This window comes from Serratia sp. TSA_7 (assembly GCF_052692135.1).
In genome coordinates, this window is the sequence record NZ_JBQZFU010000001.1 from 1766801 (window position 1) to 1784509 (window position 17709).

A 17709-nucleotide genomic window follows, 5' to 3' on the forward strand; every position below is an offset into this window, starting at 1 on the left:
GTCAGGGTAATTACAGCCACTCACCGAAGCGGCGAATATAAAAACGCTTCATCATCTGCGCTACTACGCAGTAGCTGACCAGCGTGCCGGCCAGCCACGGGAAGTATTCCCACGGCAAGGGCTGCAAACCGACCCAGGCACCCAGCGGCGAGAACGGCAGATAAATGCCCAACGCCATTACCAGCGCCGTAGTCAGCAGAACCGGCAATGCGGCGGTGCTTTGAATGAACGGGATCTTCTGGGTACGCAACATATGCACCACCAGCGTTTGCGACAACAACCCTTCAATAAACCAGCCGGACTGGAACAATGCCTGATGCTCGACGCTGTTGGCGGCAAAGACGAACCACATCAGCGCATAGGTGGTGATATCAAAAATCGATGAGGTTGGCCCAATCCACAGCATAAAGCGACCGATGTTCTTCGCATCCCACTTGCGCGGCTTACGCAGGAACTCTTTGTCCATCTTGTCCCACGGCAGCGACAGCTGGGAAATATCGTACATCAGGTTCTGAATCAACAGGTGGATCGCCAGCATCGGCAAAAACGGGATAAACGCACTGGCCACCAGCACCGAAAATACGTTGCCGAAGTTGGAGCTGGCCGTCATGTTCAGGTATTTGATGATATTGCCGAAGGTTTCACGGCCTTTGATGACCCCTTCTTCCAGCACCATCAGGTTTTTTTCCAGCAGAATGATGTCCGCCGACTCCTTGGCGATATCGGTGCCGGTATCCACCGAGATGCCGACGTCCGCATCGCGCAACGCCGGAGCATCGTTAATACCGTCGCCGAGGAACCCGACGGTATGGCCATTCGCCTGCAACATCTTCAACACCCGCGATTTCTGTAGCGGTGTCAGTTTGCTAAAGACCGTGCGTTGCTCCACCTCACGCGCCAGCGTTTCATCGTCCATCTGTTCGATTTGCGGGCCGGAGAGCGGCTCGCCCGGCTCCAGCCCGACATCGCGACAAATCTTGCAGGTGATCACCGGGTTATCGCCGGTCAATACCTTCACCGCCACGCCGTTTTCCTGTAGTGCGGCTATGGCTTCCTGCGCGCTCTCCTTTGGCGGATCGAGGAAGGTCAGGACGCCCTGGATCACCATATCGCGCTCATCGGCCACGCTCAGCGGCAAGGGATCTTTCTGCTCACCCAACTCCCGCGTCGCCAGCACCAGCACGCGGAATCCATCCTCATTATACTGGGCGGCAAGCGCCTGCAGCGCCGCACGCCGCGCCTCATCCAGCACCAGCGTCTGCTGCCCCTCGCGCACGTGGGTGGCGATATCCAGCATCTCCTCCACCGCCCCTTTGCAAATCAACCGCTGTTGGCCATTTTCATCCGCCACCACGATCGACAGACGGCGGCGCACAAAATCGAACGGCAGCTCATCTACCTTGCTAAACCGCCCCAGCGCCTCGATGCCCGGCTTGCCGCGCCCGAAGCGGATCACCGCCTGATCCATCAGATTTTTCATGCCGCTTTGGTGGGCGCTGTTCAACCACGCCAGGTGCAACACCTCATTATCTTTGGCGCCGCCGGCGTCCAGATGATGTTCGAGGATAATGCGATCCTGAGTCAGGGTGCCGGTTTTATCCGTACAGAGCACGTCCATAGCACCGAAGTTCTGGATGGCATTGAGGCGCTTGACCACCACTTTGCGCCGTGACATGGCAATCGCGCCCTTCGCCAGGTTGGAACTGACGATCATCGGCAGCATCTCCGGCGTCAATCCCACCGCCACCGCCAAAGCAAACAGCGCCGCTTCGCTCCAGTCGCCCTTGGTAAAGCCGTTGATCAGCAACACAATCGGCACCATCACCAGCATAAAGCGGATCAACAGCCAACTGACGCTGTTCACCCCACGATCGAAGGCCGTTTGCGAACGGGAGCCGACGATCGACTTGGCCAGCGAGCCAAAATAGGTGCGCCCGCCGGTCGCCACCACGACCGCCGTGGCGGTGCCGCTGGCGACGTTGGTGCCCATCAGGCAGATATTCGGCAGTTCCAACAGCGCATGCTCACTGGAGACTTCCTCCTCGCTCGATTTTTGGCTGACGTTACCCATTGCATCGTATTTCTCGATCGGGATTGCCTCCCCAGTCAGGATCGCCTGGCTGATGAACAGATCGCGTGAAGCAAGCAGGCGCACGTCCGCCGGCACCATGTCCCCGGCGGAAAGCTGGATGATATCTCCCGGCACCAGTTCGCGAATTGCCACTTCCAGCGTTAACGGCTGCGCGCTGTAGCTGCTGCGACGTAATACCGTTGCGGTAGTGCGCACCATCGATTTCAGCGTTTCCGCTGCCTTGTTGGTCCGGTATTCCTGCCAGAAACGCAGCAGCCCGCTGAGTGAAACCATCACCAGTATGATGATCACGCCAATGAGATCGGTTTCTTCACCGCGCCGGAGAGGCAACCAGTAATCGGTAAAGAAACTGATCGCAGCCAGCACCATAAGAACAAAGATAAATGGATTATTAAATGCGCCAATCAGCTGCACCAGCGCGTGCGGCGCTTTCTCATGGGCAACCTGATTAACGCCAAATTGCTCCAGCCGTTCATCGGCGTCGTCCTGGGTCAGGCCATTACGGTTGCATTTTAAATTTGCCAGCGTCTGGGCGACGCTATTTTTCGCTTCTTGCGCGATGGCGTAAGGCGCCTCTTTTTTATCGCGACGGCGTAGGTTGTCATTAATATAGGTCATAACGCTATTCTCTTATCTTATTCTGCGCACAGGGTTACCCCGCCTGAACAACAGGTGAATAAGCGCAGAGTGGAATTTTATTTAATCAGTGTCATTGCCGGGATTTATAATCACAGGCAATCACGTCGAACAATCAATATTATGGGGTCATCGTCCATGACGCCTCCTTACCACCAAATGAGGTGAATATTAATGAAGAATTAAACGGGTAATTCAGAAGCGACTCGCCAGCGTACGGCACTCACGCTTTTTTCCAGGCTGACGCGGCAGACAATACCCTCGATTTCTTTTTGCGCTGCGGGATTGGCCGTTATCTCGGCACAAACCTCAAGCTGGCCGGGAATGGATATATCGGCGCTGCGCAAAGATTGCAATCTTAGTGCCACGCCGTTCAGCGCCTGCAATATCAGCGTGCGTACCAGTATTTCATCTTGTTCGCCGCAGGTAACCTGAATGCGATAACACAGTTCCAGGTCGGTCGCCTGCTGCTGAGGTTGCAGATTGATGCGCTGCGCCGCTTCGCGCAGCAGAATATTCGCGCACAGGATCACCAGCGTCGCCAGTACCGCATTCCAGTATTGCCCCAGGCCACACAGCACGCCAATCGCCGCCGAGCACCACAGCGTGGCGGCGGTATTCAGGCCACGGATATTCAGCCCTTCACGCATGATCACCCCGGCGCCCAGAAAGCCGATGCCGGAAACAATCTGCGCGGCAACCCGCCCGGCGCTGGAAGGATCGGTGGACATGGAGCTGAGGATAAACACCGCCGCACCGGTGGCCACCAGCGCATTGGTGCGCAGGCCGGCCATACGCTGACGCCACTGCCGCTCAGCGCCAATAACCGCGCCCAGGCTCATCGCCAGTAATAGATTTAAAACAAAAGGAGTCATAGCCATGACTGTCCCCTTAATAAACTGCAGGAGATAAAATCATGTGCTTTTTAGCACACGCGAAATTACGCCAATAATATATTAGCGAACGAACGCGTCAGTGCCTGGAGGGAAAAGGCTGTGGCTGCAAATCACCATAATAACGTCCAAATCAATTCGCCTGATGCCATTGGGCCTCAGGTACAACAATGAGATTCGGGTTTGCACAGCTCGGAATAAAAAGAGAGGGGTGCTGCCCGCCGTTTTCGGCAAGCAACAAATCAGAAGAGGATTGGTCAGCTTGCCTTATTTATATCGCTACAACTAAAACTGTCCAATTGTGTTTCCTCACTGAAATTTTGGCTGAGTATAGTGACGCAGAGTAATGATGTAAAGGCGAATTTATTAAACGGAAATTAAACTGCATAACGCCATTTATTTGACGCGCAACGCAATCTGCCGCATTGGCTTTGGGTGATGTGCTTATTATCTATAGACTAGCGTCTCAACAGGACATTAATCCCCGAAGGACAGCCAATCCGATGAACATGCTTCGCCTTTCCATCAGTTTCGCCCTGTTTGCCGCCGTCCCCGCCGACGCCCTGTTACTGCAACAGGGAGCGGCCCGTTTTGATATCGACCCGGCCACGCTGCAAATCACAACAGGCAAAACCATCGTCAATCAGGCTCAGGCCGCGCAAGCCGTAGCCGAACTGCAAAGCACGCCAACGCAGGCCCGTTGGCAATGGCCGGACAGCGCCATGCAGGTGTCCGCCAGGCTTGAGGACGGCGATCTGCGTCTTGGCTTCAACACCCACCGGGCGCAGACATTGAATTGGTTCACCCTGCCGCAGCAGGCCGACACCCTGTTGTTGCCAATAGGTGAAGGCAGCCGTATCCCGCTGGATAATGCCGTCTGGCAGCAGTATCTGGTTAAGGAAATGACGCCGCTGGATACCAATTGGGACCTGAAGTTGCCATTGTGGAGCCTGGAGCAGCAGGGCAAGGTGTATAGCTGGCTGCTGCTTACGCCGTTCAGCAATCAGGTCAACTTTGCCAGCGCAAAGGGCGTATTCAGCATGCGCAGTAGCCACCAGTTCAGCCGTTTTAATCAGCAACAGACTTTCGACGTGTTGCTGCATGTGGGTGAAACGCCATTATCCGGGGCGCGTCGTTATCGCCAGTATTTGCAGCAAAGCGGCCAGTTCAGCAGTCTTCGCGATAAAATCCGCTCGGCCCCGGAGGGCGAAAAACTGATTGGCGCCACGCATATCTATCTGTGGGGCGACAAACTGCTGGCACCCGCTGACGTGAAAAACTGGCCGGGCTTGCTGTCCTGGCTTATCTCCCCGCCTGGCGAAGCGCTGCGGCAAAAAATGGATGCCGAAAACCAGCAAACACTGCGCCAACTGGCGGGAAAAACGCCGGAAGGCTGGCAACAACTGACGCTGATCGACGCCCTGAACCAGGCGCTGGTCGCGCTGACGCCGCTCAACGCTACGCCGGATGACCCAGACTTCCTGGAAGCGCAACATCGGCAGGCCGCCAGCCTGCGTGAACTGGCGCAGCGGCAGCTTGGCGCCTATCTGGCTACGGCAGATAGCTGGGGCCAGGGGTTGGCGAAACCACTGATCGAGGCGCTGCATCAGGCCGGGTTGCCGCGCCTGTGGTTGGGCACCGATAATTGGACCGCCGAGTTTCTGCATCCGCAGGCGGTGGAGAGCGCCAAGACATTGGGCTATCTCATCGCCAGTTACGACTCTTACGACACGGCGATTCCCCGCGGAGTCAACGACAGCTGGCTGACGGCCCAGTTGCCGGCAGCGCTGCGTGAAGACTGCGCCATCGTACGCGCCGACGGCACTAAAAAACCCGGTTTCGGCAAGCAAGGCTACTATCTGAATCCCGGTTGCGTACTGCCCTATTCCCAACAGCGCATGCGCAGCCTGGTACAACTGGCCGGGCTGAACAGCCTGTTCCTTGACGTTGACGGCACGGGAATGGTGTCTGATGACTATCAGCCCAATCATCCTACCGGCACTGCGCAAATGGCGCAGGCGCGCAACGCGCGGCTGGCCTGGTTCAGCGACACGCTAAAACTGCCGCTTGGTTCTGAGGATGGCAATGCGGTGACCGCCCGCCACATCATGTTTGCCCACGGCATGGAAACCTGGGGCTTCGGCTGGGGTGATAAGCAAATGAATCAGGATAAATCCTCGCCCTACTATCTGGGTGCCTGGTGGCCAAACGCGCAACCGGCCTTTTTCTTCAGCCCGGCCAAGGTAAAAGAACCCTACCGAACGGTGGAGTTTGACCCGCGCTATCGCCTGCCGCTTTATCAGGCGGTATTTCACGATGCGATTATCAGCAGCCACCACTGGAATTACGACAACCTGAAGTTCAGCGATGTCAAAACCCTTCGCAGCCTGCTCAGCCAGTTGTACAACACCGCGCCGATGTTCCACCTCAGCCGTGCCACCCTGCAGGCACGCCTGCCGGAGATCAAACGGAGCGATGCGGCGTTCCGCCCGCTGCATCAGGCGTTGTGGGATAAGGCGCTGACGGACTTCCGCTGGCTGGATACGGCGGGTTGGGTACAGCAAACCACCTTCAGCGACGGCTCAACGTTAACCGCCAACTTTGGCAACCAGCCGTTCGAGGGCATCGCCGCCCATAGCCTGCGTGCCAAACTGGCGGACGGTCGCACCCTGAACATCACGCAATAGCAACTCCGGCCGGGGTGAACTACGCTAGGCTCAGTCCCCCGATCGGCAACGATGGAGTTTACTGATGCCTACCCTTACCCAAAAGCTGCTCGAAGAAATCTGGCAAAGCCTGAGCCACACCCCTCCTCCTGTGAGCCAATTGGCGGTCAGCGGCGAAGGTGAACTGGCCAGCGCATTCCCGGTGACCGAACTGGCTACGGCCTGTTGGGGCGCCGCCGGCCTGGCCTGCGCCGGGCTGTTGCAACAAAGCAAAGGCGGTATGCAGCAGGCATTGGTCGATCGTCGGCTGGCTTCGCTGTGGTTCGGTTGGACCTTACGGCCGCTGGGGTGGCAACTGCCTGCCGCCTGGGATGCGCTGGCGGGCGATTATGCCACTCGCGACGGCTGGATCCGTCTGCATACCAATGCGCCGCATCACCGCAAAGCGGTCGAGCGGGTGCTGGGGCCGCATCAGAATAAAGGCACGCTGGCGCAACGGGTGCTGGGGTGGCAAAAAAGCGAATTGGAACAGGCAGTGATAGAAGCCGGTGGCTGTGCGGCGGAAATGCGTTCGGTCGAGGCGTGGCGGCAGCATATTCAAGGCAAAAGCGTCGCACAAGAGCCGTTAATCCATCAAACGCGGCAACCTGAAGCCCCGCCCCCTGCCTGGACGTTGCCGGCCGCCAGACCGCTACACGGAGTGCGGGTGTTGGACCTGACGCGGATTATCGCCGGGCCGATCGCCACCCGCTTTCTGGCCGGGTTGGGTGCAGACGTATTGCGTATCGATCCCTACGGCTGGGATGAACCGGGCGTCGAGCATGAAGTACTCCTCGGCAAACGCTGCGCGCGCCTGAATCTGAATAACGCCCACGATCGCCACACCTTTGAGCATCTACTGCAAAACGCCGATGTCATCGTTCATGGCTACCGCGCCGGCGCGCTGGAAAAATTGGGCTATGGCGCGGAACAACGGCGTACGTTGTCACCGGGGTTGATCGACGTCTGTCTGAACGCTTACGGCTGGAGCGGCCCGTGGCGTGGGCGACGCGGTTTCGATAGCCTGGTGCAAATGAGTTGCGGGTTGGCGGCATCAGGTATGACGTGGAAAAACGCCGCCATGCCGGTGCCATTGCCGGTACAGGCACTGGATCACGCTACCGGTTACCTGATGGCGACGGCGGTGCTGCATGGCATGCGCGAGCGGCTGGCGCGCGGCACCGGTTACAGTGCACGGCTTTCCCTGGCCCGCACCGCACAGATGCTGTTCGATAATCCTTATCCGCTGGAGCACCTGTCAAAGCCGCTGGCACCGGTCACCGAGGCCGATGAAAACCCGGAAACCGAGTTGACCCATTGGGGTGCTGCGCTGCGCCTTTGCGCCCCGCTGCATCTGAACGGGACTGCGCTGCAATGGGCCCTGCCCGCTACCGCTCTGGGCACTTCCCAGCCGGAGTGGCTGCGTCGCTGATTCAGGCCAGTTGGCGTTGTAACCAGTGTAATAACTCTTCGACCGCCGGCGTCAATCCTGCGGTCTGTGGCCAAACCAGGTAAAAATCGCCATTATCCAGATGCCTGGCCTCGGCCAGCGCCACCAGCCGCCCCTCCGCCAGGGCATCACTGACCAGCAGCCTTTTCACCAACGCAATGCCGAATCCCTGCTCTGCCGCACGGATCAGCAAACCGGCATCATTGAACAACGCCATTTGCTGGCCGCACTCCCCCCGTTGGTGCGCCGCGAACCACCTGCGCCACGGCGTAACATCATGCTCCAGCAGCGGCGTGCGCGGTGAACCCTTGTCGAATGCCGCCTGCCACTGTCGCGCCAACTCAGGGGTGGCCACCGGTACCACCTCTCCGGAAGCGATACGCTGTGCCTGCAAGTTCGGCCATTGGCCCTCGCCAATACGGATAGCCGCATCAAACCCCTTACGCGACAGATCCTGCACCGCCAGAGAAGCGTCGATATCCAGCGCAATGCCGGCGCAGGCCTCGCGGAAAGCGGGCAGTCGCGGCATTAACCAATAGTGTGCGAAGGAAGGCAGTACGCTGATGTGCAGCCTGTGGCTTTGCGCAATACGCCTGACGCGACCAATCCCCTGTTGCAGCGCCTGCAGCGCCGGTTCCGCCACCGCCAACAGTTCGCGGCCGGCGGCGTTCAAACGCAACCCGCGCCCGTGTCGTTCAAACAACGGGCAGCCGATCGCCTGTTCGAGCTGCTGGATCTGTTGACTAACCGCTCCGTGGGTCAGATGTACCTGCTGCGCGGTGGCGCGCAAATTCTCCAGTTTGGCGGCAATCACAAAAGTCGGCAGGGTATGCAAAGGAACACGCTCATTAAGCATTGGTTAGTCCAGCTATCCAAAAGGGTCATTTTTCATCGATTTTCGCACTAAAGCAAATGGTCTAAGGTGTCACCCTTATCCTCTTCTCTCCGGAGCCACAGATGCACCCTCGCTTACAACAGGATCTTGACCAATTTCCACAGATACTCGACCGGACCCGCCAGTTGGCAGAGGGGTTTCTTGCCGGGTTGAAACAGCGTCCGGTTTACCCTCCTCTTGAGGCCCAACAGCTGCAGTTGGGCGACGACCAACTGGCGGACAGTGGCAACGGCGCTTTGGCGACGCTGGAGGATTTCTGGTTACGCTATGCCGAGGGCCTCTCAGGCAGCGCCGGGCCGCGTTATTTTGGCTTTGTCACCGGCGGCGCTACTCCGGCCGCGCTGGCGGCGGATTGGCTGGTTAGTGCCATAGACCAAAACAGCCTACTGAGCCACGACACCGTGGCCGCAGCGATTGAGCTGGCCACTATTGAGCAATTGAAGTCGTTGCTAGGTTTACCGAAAGCATTTAGCGGCAGCTTTGTCAGCGGGGCGACCATGGCCAACTTTGTCGGCATCGCTATTGGCCGCCAGTGGCTAGGGCAACAACGAGGAATTGATGTCGCCGAACAGGGATTGGCGGCATTAGGGCCAATACAGGTGCTGTCGGCGAATGCCCATTCCAGCAGCGTGAAGGCACTCAGCATGCTCGGGATCGGCCGCGATGCGCTGAAAATCGTCGATTGTCTGCCGGATTCCGAAGCCATGGACACCGCAGCGCTGGAACGGCACCTGGCCGCCAGCAATGGCGCGCCTGTCATCGTGCTGGCCAGCGCCGGCACGGTCAACACCGTGATCTTCGACGATTTGCCGCGTCTGCTGGCACTGCGCGAGCGCTACCCGTTCTGGTTGCACGTTGATGCCGCGTTTGGCGGTGTCGCCGCCTGTTCACCGCACTACTCCCCGCTGTTGACCGGCTGGGAGCAAGCGGATTCAATCACCGTTGACGCACATAAATGGTTGAATGTGCCCTATGACAGCGCCATTCAATTCACTCGTCATTTGGAACTGCAGATGCAGGTTTTCCAAAACCATTCGGTCTATATGGAAGCGCCGACGTTGCGCCCGGACGACTACCTGCACCTGACGCCGGAAAACTCACGGCGTTTCCGCGCCCTGCCGTTATGGATGGCGCTTAAGGCCTATGGCCGCAGCGGCATGCAAGACATGGTTGAGCGTAATATCCAGTTGGCGCGCCGGTTGGGCGCAGGGTTGGATGCCAGCGAGGGTTTTCATCTGCTGGCGCCGGTCAATTTGAACGTGGTGTGTTTCGCTCTCAGTAACGTTGAAGGGGATGCCGCGGCCGCGCGGGATCGCTTTATCGACCGGCTCGATCGACATGGCATAGTGCGCTGCACCCCCACGCATTATAACGGACAACCCGGGATCCGCGCCGCCTTGGTCAATTGGATGACGGAAGAAGAAGATATCCTCATGGCGCTGGAATCGTTGCGGCACTGCCTGCCTGAAGCGCTTTAATCACAGAGTTTAAGGGCGCTCCTTGCGGCGTCCTGCTTTTATTGTTATTGCTACCAACAGGCGGCAAGCAGCAGGCCCGGCGCATTGTCCCCTAATCGCCCCTCTTCGGCACCATACTAGCCACAATGGACAAAACAGTTCAGAGAAACCAATTAATCACTCTCTGACATTTCTCACATTTTGTGGAATAGCACATATAGCTACATCAACTCGTTGTTATAACGCCCGTTTCCTTAACAAAGAACCGATTCCATGTTAACTCAATGTGACTATCGGATATCGCAACTGATAAAAAAAGAAAAAATTCTTATTATCAAATATGAAAATAAGACAAATAAGAAATTGATATATAACGATAAAATCACACAAGCAAAGATTTGATAGCCCTCGATGTGTTGAAAAATTAGACTGAAAAATGTTAAAAAAACAACACATGAATTTTTTTTAAGAATTTTCCTAGCAATTTAAAATTTCATTTCGTGACATGATGCGCAGATTCAATCATAACGATGCCCACAGGCACGCAGCTCAAGCATAAGTTAGCGTTCTAGACTGGCTATTTGTCGGTTAGCAGATTATTCTGACTTAAGCTAAACTTATAGGTTCATGCAATTAATTAGTTTAGAAAGAAAATATCGTTGAGTGCCGCCGTGTTTATTGATAGAACACTGGCTATACGTGAAATTTTGTTCCATTTTTTGCCTTTAGGCTTCAGGCTTTTTCTCTTTGTTACCGCGGTAAAACGGATTTAAGTGGGGGTGCGATATGCCAACGATCATTATGGATTCATGCAGCTATACCAGATTGGGTTTAACAGACTACCTGACAACACATGGAGTAAAAAAACGCCAAATTAATGCCATCAACGATATCGACGATCTGCATGAAAAATGCAGCAAGTTGAAACCCAGCCTGGTGTTTATTAACGAAGATTGCTTTATACACGAAGCCGACGCGACGGAACGTATAAAACGGGTGATTTCACTGCACCCGGACACCTTATTCTTCATCTTTATGGCTATCACCAACGTACATTTTGACGATTATTTATATGTTCGTAAAAATGTCATCATCTCGTCAAAATCCATCAAGCCAGAGACTATGAATCAGCTACTTAGTCACTATCTTGAGAAAAAAGCCACTCGTACGGAAAAGACCTCATTTGACCAAACGCCCGTTACGCTGAGTCAAACAGAATCAAACATGTTGCGCATGTGGATGTCGGGTCAGGGAACCATCCAGATATCCGACCAGATGCAAATTAAAGCCAAGACCGTCTCTTCCCACAAGGGAAATATCAAAAGAAAAATTAAAACGCACAACAAGCAAATTATTTATCATGTTGTCCGTTTAACCGACACCTTAACCAGTGGGATATTTGTCAATAGCCGCTAGGTAAAGAGATTTACCGTGTATTCTGCTCAGCCTTGGTTTTAAATGTCTTACAACCAGTCATCCTCGATATAAAACATTTAAATAACCTCATACCTGCTCGCGACGACATTTTCGGCCGCGGCGGGTATTCCCGCAGCAAAAATAGCCCCTACCCTCCGAAATAGTAACCTTGCGAAAAACTTGCTGATTAAATTAATCCGTTGGAGAGATATTGGCTCTTTGCCGAGCGGCCTACCGGGTTCCGCCCTGTCTCAGCTCGACGAAGGTGCCGTCCCGGCTGTCAATCTCGTTGAAAAACCAGACGCCGGCAGGATAGTCATCCAACGCGACCAGGTACATTATCCCTTCATTGAATTCTTCTACCGCCAGTATCACCCCTTCACGCCTCAGTTCACCGTCAGTTTTAACCGTTACCAGATCGTTAACTTTCATACTGTGCCCCATCATTTATCATTGATGTCAGTGTATTACAGAATAAGGTGCGAAAAACACTGTGCAGTGCCGGTAAACCCGCAGCTCGCCCGTTTTAGTGCTTTTCTAAAGCGTAGCAGGCCACCGCACCAACCTGTTTTTTCACTTTCTTAACGTTTTGACCGCAGAATCTTAAGACCGTAAAGGATAGGCTGTTCACAGGTGCTTCCCCCCAGAGAGGTGCCTGCAAATGAAGAAGTAACAAGGAACTTTTGCCCGCAGACTTGCGGGCTTTTTTTTGCCTTCGGCAAATTGCAGGCACAAAAAAACCCGCCTTGGCGGGTTTTTGTTAATCAGCAGAAGCCGATTAGATAGCGGTAACGTTAGCCGCTGACGGACCTTTAGCACCGTTCTCGATAGAGAACTGTACGTTCTGGCCTTCAGCCAGGGTCTTGAAGCCTTGATCCTGGATAGCAGAGAAGTGTACGAACACATCTTTGCTGCCGTCTGCTGGAGTGATGAAACCAAAACCTTTAGACTCGTTGAACCACTTCACTTGACCTTTGATCATGTTAGACATGTCTAATTCCTTCAATATTAAATGTAAGCCACCATGGGCATATGATATAGCCGGTCATCAGTTACTTATGGAGGCACTAGAAAGGAAATTCGTCAGAGAAGAGCTATCTAGGATAACGCTTTAAATTTGAACTACTTTACTCAAAATGTCGTGCATAAATAGGTCTGTACCACAGGCCGAGAAGCATTAACTCATGACAGGACTTTAATAGCAACTCTTTTTATCAGCCCCTCTGTAGAAACGGGGTTAAACGCACAGAATTTAACCCAATTTGTTTAATTTATCAGCGTTATCTGCCGTATTTGCCCGATAATGACGGCCAGGCACAGCCAAAAATTTTTTTAAATTTCGCCCAGGCCAAGTAGCCACCTTGTTGAGATTGAACACAATTTCGCCTTTCAGGCCGTCAACGAACCTGGTCCGATGCCTGATAAAGAGAAATTGTTTATGGCGCAGCCTCAAAAGAAGGCATCCGCCCCCATAAATGATAGTCATTCTCGTTGAGCTGTTTTATAGTTGCGCCGCGTAATTATGAAGGGAGATCGACCATGCTTAGAAAGCGTACGCTGGCAGCATCCTGCTGCACTGCCCTGTTGATGCTGAGCACCTACTCAGCCCAGGCGCTCGATTTATCTTATACCGCGCCGGAGCCGAGCCCCACTCCTGCGCCCGTGCCGCAGAGCGCGCTTGGCCCGGCAGCTAAAACGGCCAAGCCACCGGTATCCTGGTCTGAGTCCGAAGACAAAACCGGTTTTCGCGTTCAAATAGAATGCGATCACCCCGGTTGCAGCCGTCCGCTTACCAAACCCTATTCGGCACTTAGCGGCCCGGTGAAAAAAACCGATCGCCTCCGCCAGTCCGATCCTTACTCCACCAATCAGGATCCCGATTACAGCCTGAATATGGGCTATCAGTGGTAGCTGAGCTTTAAGAGTTATCCCTATATCTGCCGCTGCGGGGAGTTCATACAATGGCCCCGTGTTCACCACTCCTCCTGGTGCTGGGCATGACAAGCTGTGTTGTAAATTTTTATGCGCCTTCCTATAGGCGCTTTTTTTATGTCTAAATATCAACACCCTGCTGCGTTACAGAATGGTCTCATTGCGCGATAACGTGATAACTGTCACAAATAGCGGCTCCTTAGCCACTCTTTATCGGAGGTTAGTCTCATGGCGACAGAATATATGTCTTTACTGGCGGTTTTGGCCGGCATTGCAGGATATGCGCTGTACAAACACTTTAAATCGCAGAAGAAAAGCACGCTGATTCGTCCGCACGATCGTTGACAGAACAGAGGGGAGCATAACCGCCGTGTTATGCTCCAGGCCACACAACCGTTCACTGTCATGCTTCCATCACAAAATTGTCACAATTCAGCCATATGATGGTCCACGATTATCCGCACTGGCTTACACCAAGGATTTCGTTATGACCACCATTAAAGCAACAAACCACCAGGAAGCAGAAAAGCTGATCCGTTATGGAACAGCCAAGAAAATCGAACTGGCTTATGACATCGACAGCGACGACTTTTTCCAGCTCGCCAGTCTGTGGTGTGATAAAGGCGCCAAGATCTCCAAAGGGAAAGAGCACTTCATCGTCTCACTCAAAGGTTTCCGCATTCCGCCAAACGACTGATACCATGCCGCCCCTGCGGCGGCTCCCCTCCTCTCCCCCTAAAAACCGCCCTATGATCCACATTCTCCCGTCGGCATTTCTGTAAGATAAAATATGAATTACAGCAGGTGCTTATCTACACTGTTCACTGTGCCTGAACGCCAATCGGAGGAGAATGACCATGTCAGCAAACCCGCCACTGCCCAACACCATGAAAGCGATCGAAATCAGCCAGCCGGGCGAACCGGAGGTGCTGGTTGTCGCCGAGCGGCCATTGCCGACGCTGCAACAAGGTGAGATTTTGGTGAAGGTCGCCGCCGCCGGGGTTAATCGGCCCGACGTTATGCAACGCCGTGGCCAATACGCGCCGCCACCCGGTGCATCGGATATTCCCGGCCTCGAAATAGCCGGTGAAGTGGTTGCCATCGGCGTTGGGGTGAAAAATTACGCCATCGGCGATCGCGTGTGCGCCCTGATTGCCGGCGGCGGCTACGCCGAATACTGCAAAGTGCATGAAAGCAATGCGCTGCCGGTGCCTCAGGGCATGAGCCTGACGGAGGCGGCAGCCATCCCTGAGACCTTCTTTACCGTCTGGGTCAACGTGTTCCAGCGCGGGCATCTAAAGGCCGGTGAAACCGTGCTGATCCACGGTGGCACGTCAGGTATTGGTACCGTCGCCACCCTGCTGGCGAAAGCGTTCTGCGCCCGCGTGATCACCACCGTCGGCTCCGAGGAAAAACGTCAGGCCAGCCTGGCGCTGGGCGCCGACGTAGCGATTAACTACCGTAACGAAGACTTCGTCGAGCAGACCAAACACGCGACCAACGGCAAGGGCGCAGACGTGATTGTCGATCTGATCGCCGGGGATTACGTGGCGAAGAACTACCAGGCGGCGGCGATGGATGGACGCATTGTGCAAATCGGCACCCAGAACGGCGTGGCCAAGGAATTGAACCTGATGCCGCTGCTGCTCAAACGTCTGACTCACACAGGTTCCACGTTGCGCGCGCGCAGCGTGGAAGATAAAGCGCTAATTGCCGCCGATTTGCAGCAAAAAGTGTGGCCGCTGCTGGAGCGCGGCGCGTTAAAACCGCAGATATTCAAAACGTTCCCGCTGGAACAAGCGGCCGCAGCGCATGCGTTGATGGAGTCCAGCATGCATATCGGCAAGATTATGCTGACCCTCTAAAGAGAGACACCCCGCAGCCGATGCCGCGGGGTGATGTTTCAAGCGCCCGGCGTATGCACGTCCTCTGGCGAAGAACCGGTGTTGGCCAGTTTTTCTTGCGCCAACGCCTCATCTTCGCCGTCTTTCTCCAGGCTTTCCTGTTCAGCCCCCTGCTTGGGCGCGTACACCAGTTCCACCAGAATCGGGAAGTGATCCGAACCGACGTGGGTTAAACGACGCAGCGAGCCGAGCACAAAATCATCGCTGTGGAACACATGATCCAGCGGCCAGCGCAGGAACGGATAGCCGGCATGAAAGGTGCTGAACATGCCGCGACCGCGACGCGGATCCAACAGACCGCTGACTTTAAGGAACAAGCGGGTCGTGGTCGACCAAGCTACATCGTTCAGATCGCCGGTCACAATCGCCGGGAACGCCGATTTGGCAACGCTTTTTCCCACCATGACCAGCTCGGCGTCACGATCTTCCGACTCGTCATTCTCGGTGGGGCTTGGCGGCATCGGATGCACGCAGTGCAAGCGCACCTTCTGCCCTTGCGGCAAATGCACCATCATGTGCATCGACGGAATCTCTTTATCCACCAGGTACTGAATTTCCGCATCGCTGAGTTTCAGTCGCGAATAAACATGCATGCCGTAAAGATTATCCTGCGGACATTTCAAACTGTGAGGATAATCCTGTTCCAGCGGCGCCAGCCGCTGCTCCCACCAACTGTCGGTTTCCACCACCACCAGCACGTCCGGCCGTTCGGTCGCCACCAACGCCAGCAGTTTATCCGCCTGCCGATTGGGGGTTAACACATTGCACACCAGAAGGCGCAAACGCGGCTTGTGCCGGTAGCCGGTAAAGTCCACTACCTGGGGTTTGCTCAGTCGGGTATAAGGGAAGATCCATGCCCCCTGATACGCTACGCAGACCAGATTCACCGCTATCATGCCCCACACCAGCGGCGAGGACAGAGGCAGAAAAAGCAGGTTAAGCAATAACACCGATAATGACAGCGCCAGTATTTGCAGGCGCGGAAAATCCCACACCCGAATCCACCAGGCTGCATGCTTTGAGAGTGGCGCAATGGTCACCAGCGCCAGCAAAAGCGTCAGTATGGCGGTAATCCCTGTCACGTTTATTTCCTCATCATCCCCCGGGCCGATCGGGCTGACGGCCTCTCTGGCCGCCCGACCGGGCGGCAGCCAAAGAGTGCCATAAAAAGCGCCCGCCCCGCCAGCAGGCGCTAGGGAATAATCCTTCTCCGCCGGAACTCGTCAAACAGCGTGAAGAACATCGCCTCGGTTTCGACGAATTGGGTGAAACCAAAACGCCTCGCCTTGCTGCCGTCGGCAAACATGTCGTAATCCCACGAGAAAACAAAATCGGCAAAGCGCCAGCCGGTCACCGCACGGTAATCAGTCACCGCCAAATCATGCTGCTGCGCGAGGGCCTGCCACAACGCGGTTTTATCCGCCATCATCTGTTCCAGCGGCATCGGCAGCGGCGGCGCCGTCTCCAGGCCAAAATAATCGGCAATTTTCGGCCACATCTCGCTCCAACGGAACAGATCGCCATTATTGATGTTAAACGCCTGATTGGCCGCTGCAGGCTCGGTCGCCGCCCACAGCGTAGCCCGCGCCAGCAGGCCGGCATCGGTCATTTCCAACAGGCTGTGGTAAGCCCCCGGTTTGCCGGGAAAACGCAGCGGCAGCCCCAGTGCCTTGCTGATTGAGGCATAAACGGCAACGGTCAGCGCCAGGTTCATTGGATTGCCGAGCGAAAACCCGCCGACCACGCTGGGGCGAATCGCGCTCCAGCGCCAACGTTTGCCCTGCTGTCGCCGCTCAAGGTAGCGCTGCTGATCCACGTTGAACTCCGGCGGCATATGCCCGGCGTCACTTTCACGAGCCGGGGTTTTAAATGGCCCCAGATGCGCGCCATAAACCTTGTAGCCCTGCATCAGGCTGATGTGCTCCAGCCCTTGCGCTACCGGCTCCATCGCATCCACCACGTTCGTCAACATCGCCAGATTCGGTACCACCAGCCCCGCCCAGTCCGGCGCGTCCTGATAAGCGGCATAGAAAATGTGGCTGACCTGCGTTAGAGGTTGCAGCGCCTCGCGCGTCGCCTGCGCATCCAGCAGATCAACCGCCAGATAACGCACTTGCGGTCGGTCCACGCCCCCGCGCCGCGACAGGCCGACCACTTGCCACCCCTGCACGACCAGTTCCTCAATCAGTTTATGGCCGATGACGCCATTAGCGCCGACCACCAGCGCCAGTTTGCCGCTTTGCATGTTATCTCTCCTGCCAGGTATGGATGCACCTACTGTGATCGATTAGCAAAACTTGCGGTAGACGCCATTTTTAACTAACACTTA

15 protein-coding genes are annotated in these 17709 nt (G+C 55.4%); 8 read left to right on the forward strand and 7 right to left on the reverse strand.

The features are described from left to right. Nucleotides 1–10: 10 nt before the first annotated feature. The gene (mgtA, locus tag ACUTQW_RS08425; protein WP_006326195.1) at nucleotides 11–2710 is read right to left on the reverse strand and encodes a magnesium-translocating P-type ATPase; all 2700 of its coding nucleotides are present in this window, start codon (nucleotides 2708–2710) and stop codon (nucleotides 11–13) included. 200 nt (nucleotides 2711–2910) lie between these two features. After that, a complete protein-coding gene (locus ACUTQW_RS08430) occupies nucleotides 2911–3609 on the reverse strand; it encodes an MgtC family protein (RefSeq protein WP_004946253.1) in 699 nt (232 codons plus the stop codon). 515 nt (nucleotides 3610–4124) lie between these two features. Here ACUTQW_RS08430 and ACUTQW_RS08435 point away from each other — a divergent pair. Both ACUTQW_RS08435 and ACUTQW_RS08440 read left to right on the forward strand, forming a co-directional pair. Then, nucleotides 4125–6308, forward strand: coding sequence for a glycoside hydrolase (locus ACUTQW_RS08435; protein WP_445654836.1), 2184 nt, complete (start codon nucleotides 4125–4127; stop codon nucleotides 6306–6308). A 64-nt stretch (nucleotides 6309–6372) separates the two neighbouring features. Further along, nucleotides 6373–7758: a CoA transferase gene (locus tag ACUTQW_RS08440; protein ID WP_064799892.1), complete on the forward strand. Its 1386-nt coding sequence runs from the start codon at nucleotides 6373–6375 to the stop codon at nucleotides 7756–7758. 1 nt (nucleotide 7759) lies between these two features. On the opposite strand, the gene ACUTQW_RS08445 is transcribed toward ACUTQW_RS08440, so the two are convergent. Beyond that, nucleotides 7760–8632, reverse strand: a complete 873-nt coding sequence (locus ACUTQW_RS08445) for a LysR substrate-binding domain-containing protein (protein WP_037431168.1) — start codon at nucleotides 8630–8632, stop codon at nucleotides 7760–7762. A 101-nt stretch (nucleotides 8633–8733) separates the two neighbouring features. Between ACUTQW_RS08445 and ACUTQW_RS08450 the strand changes: the two genes are divergently transcribed. Both ACUTQW_RS08450 and rcsA read left to right on the forward strand, forming a co-directional pair. Further along, nucleotides 8734–10149 (forward strand): pyridoxal phosphate-dependent decarboxylase family protein, encoded by a 1416-nt coding sequence (locus ACUTQW_RS08450; RefSeq protein ID WP_062792479.1) that lies wholly within the window; start codon nucleotides 8734–8736, stop codon nucleotides 10147–10149. Between the two features lie 765 nt (nucleotides 10150–10914). Next, on the forward strand, nucleotides 10915–11544 hold the full coding sequence (gene rcsA / locus ACUTQW_RS08455; protein ID WP_004946270.1) for a transcriptional regulator RcsA: 630 nt from the start codon (nucleotides 10915–10917) through the stop codon (nucleotides 11542–11544). 231 nt (nucleotides 11545–11775) lie between these two features. On the opposite strand, the gene dsrB is transcribed toward rcsA, so the two are convergent. Further along, the gene (dsrB, locus tag ACUTQW_RS08460; protein ID WP_004946272.1) at nucleotides 11776–11976 is read right to left on the reverse strand and encodes a protein DsrB; all 201 of its coding nucleotides are present in this window, start codon (nucleotides 11974–11976) and stop codon (nucleotides 11776–11778) included. Nucleotides 11977–12322: 346 nt separating this feature from the next. After that, entirely contained in the window at nucleotides 12323–12535 is a 213-nt protein-coding gene (gene cspE, locus ACUTQW_RS08465) for a transcription antiterminator/RNA stability regulator CspE (RefSeq protein ID WP_004946278.1), read from the reverse strand. A 548-nt stretch (nucleotides 12536–13083) separates the two neighbouring features. Here cspE and ACUTQW_RS08470 point away from each other — a divergent pair. The 4 genes from ACUTQW_RS08470 to ACUTQW_RS08485 all read left to right on the forward strand — a co-directional run bounded on the left by ACUTQW_RS08470 (nucleotide 13084) and on the right by ACUTQW_RS08485 (nucleotide 15341). Then, nucleotides 13084–13455: a hypothetical protein gene (locus ACUTQW_RS08470; protein ID WP_004946281.1), complete on the forward strand. Its 372-nt coding sequence runs from the start codon at nucleotides 13084–13086 to the stop codon at nucleotides 13453–13455. A 249-nt stretch (nucleotides 13456–13704) separates the two neighbouring features. Then, nucleotides 13705–13821 carry a FeoB-associated Cys-rich membrane protein gene (locus ACUTQW_RS08475; RefSeq protein WP_006326216.1) on the forward strand — a complete coding sequence of 39 codons (117 nt, stop codon included), beginning with the start codon at nucleotides 13705–13707 and terminating at the stop codon, nucleotides 13819–13821. Between the two features lie 142 nt (nucleotides 13822–13963). Then, entirely contained in the window at nucleotides 13964–14173 is a 210-nt protein-coding gene (locus ACUTQW_RS08480; protein ID WP_006319262.1) for a hypothetical protein, read from the forward strand. Between the two features lie 160 nt (nucleotides 14174–14333). Further along, nucleotides 14334–15341 (forward strand): NAD(P)H-quinone oxidoreductase, encoded by a 1008-nt coding sequence (locus ACUTQW_RS08485; protein ID WP_006326218.1) that lies wholly within the window; start codon nucleotides 14334–14336, stop codon nucleotides 15339–15341. Between the two features lie 38 nt (nucleotides 15342–15379). On the opposite strand, the gene ACUTQW_RS08490 is transcribed toward ACUTQW_RS08485, so the two are convergent. Beyond that, nucleotides 15380–16462: an endonuclease/exonuclease/phosphatase family protein gene (locus ACUTQW_RS08490; RefSeq protein ID WP_006326219.1), complete on the reverse strand. Its 1083-nt coding sequence runs from the start codon at nucleotides 16460–16462 to the stop codon at nucleotides 15380–15382. A gap of 110 nt (nucleotides 16463–16572) precedes the next feature. Beyond that, entirely contained in the window at nucleotides 16573–17625 is a 1053-nt protein-coding gene (locus ACUTQW_RS08495) for an SDR family oxidoreductase (RefSeq protein ID WP_020439277.1), read from the reverse strand. Between the last annotated feature and the right edge of the window lie 84 nt (nucleotides 17626–17709).

Bases quoted from the DNA above. Each gene is read 5' to 3' on its own strand.
- ACUTQW_RS08495 (WP_020439277.1), bottom strand. From the start codon at position 17,625: ATGCAAAGCGGCAAACTGGCGCTGGTGGTCGGCGCTAATGGCGTCATC.
- ACUTQW_RS08430 (WP_004946253.1), bottom strand. From the start codon at position 3,609: ATGGCTATGACTCCTTTTGTTTTAAATCTATTACTGGCGATGAGCCTG.
- ACUTQW_RS08440 (WP_064799892.1), top strand. From the start codon at position 6,373: ATGCCTACCCTTACCCAAAAGCTGCTCGAAGAAATCTGGCAAAGCCTG.
- ACUTQW_RS08450 (WP_062792479.1), top strand. From the start codon at position 8,734: ATGCACCCTCGCTTACAACAGGATCTTGACCAATTTCCACAGATACTC.
- ACUTQW_RS08480 (WP_006319262.1), top strand. From the start codon at position 13,964: ATGACCACCATTAAAGCAACAAACCACCAGGAAGCAGAAAAGCTGATC.
- ACUTQW_RS08445 (WP_037431168.1), bottom strand. From the start codon at position 8,632: ATGCTTAATGAGCGTGTTCCTTTGCATACCCTGCCGACTTTTGTGATT.
- rcsA (WP_004946270.1), top strand. From the start codon at position 10,915: ATGCCAACGATCATTATGGATTCATGCAGCTATACCAGATTGGGTTTA.
- cspE (WP_004946278.1), bottom strand. From the start codon at position 12,535: ATGTCTAACATGATCAAAGGTCAAGTGAAGTGGTTCAACGAGTCTAAA.
- ACUTQW_RS08475 (WP_006326216.1), top strand. From the start codon at position 13,705: ATGGCGACAGAATATATGTCTTTACTGGCGGTTTTGGCCGGCATTGCA.
- ACUTQW_RS08485 (WP_006326218.1), top strand. From the start codon at position 14,334: ATGTCAGCAAACCCGCCACTGCCCAACACCATGAAAGCGATCGAAATC.
- ACUTQW_RS08470 (WP_004946281.1), top strand. From the start codon at position 13,084: ATGCTTAGAAAGCGTACGCTGGCAGCATCCTGCTGCACTGCCCTGTTG.
- ACUTQW_RS08435 (WP_445654836.1), top strand. From the start codon at position 4,125: ATGAACATGCTTCGCCTTTCCATCAGTTTCGCCCTGTTTGCCGCCGTC.
- dsrB (WP_004946272.1), bottom strand. From the start codon at position 11,976: ATGAAAGTTAACGATCTGGTAACGGTTAAAACTGACGGTGAACTGAGG.
- mgtA (WP_006326195.1), bottom strand. From the start codon at position 2,710: ATGACCTATATTAATGACAACCTACGCCGTCGCGATAAAAAAGAGGCG.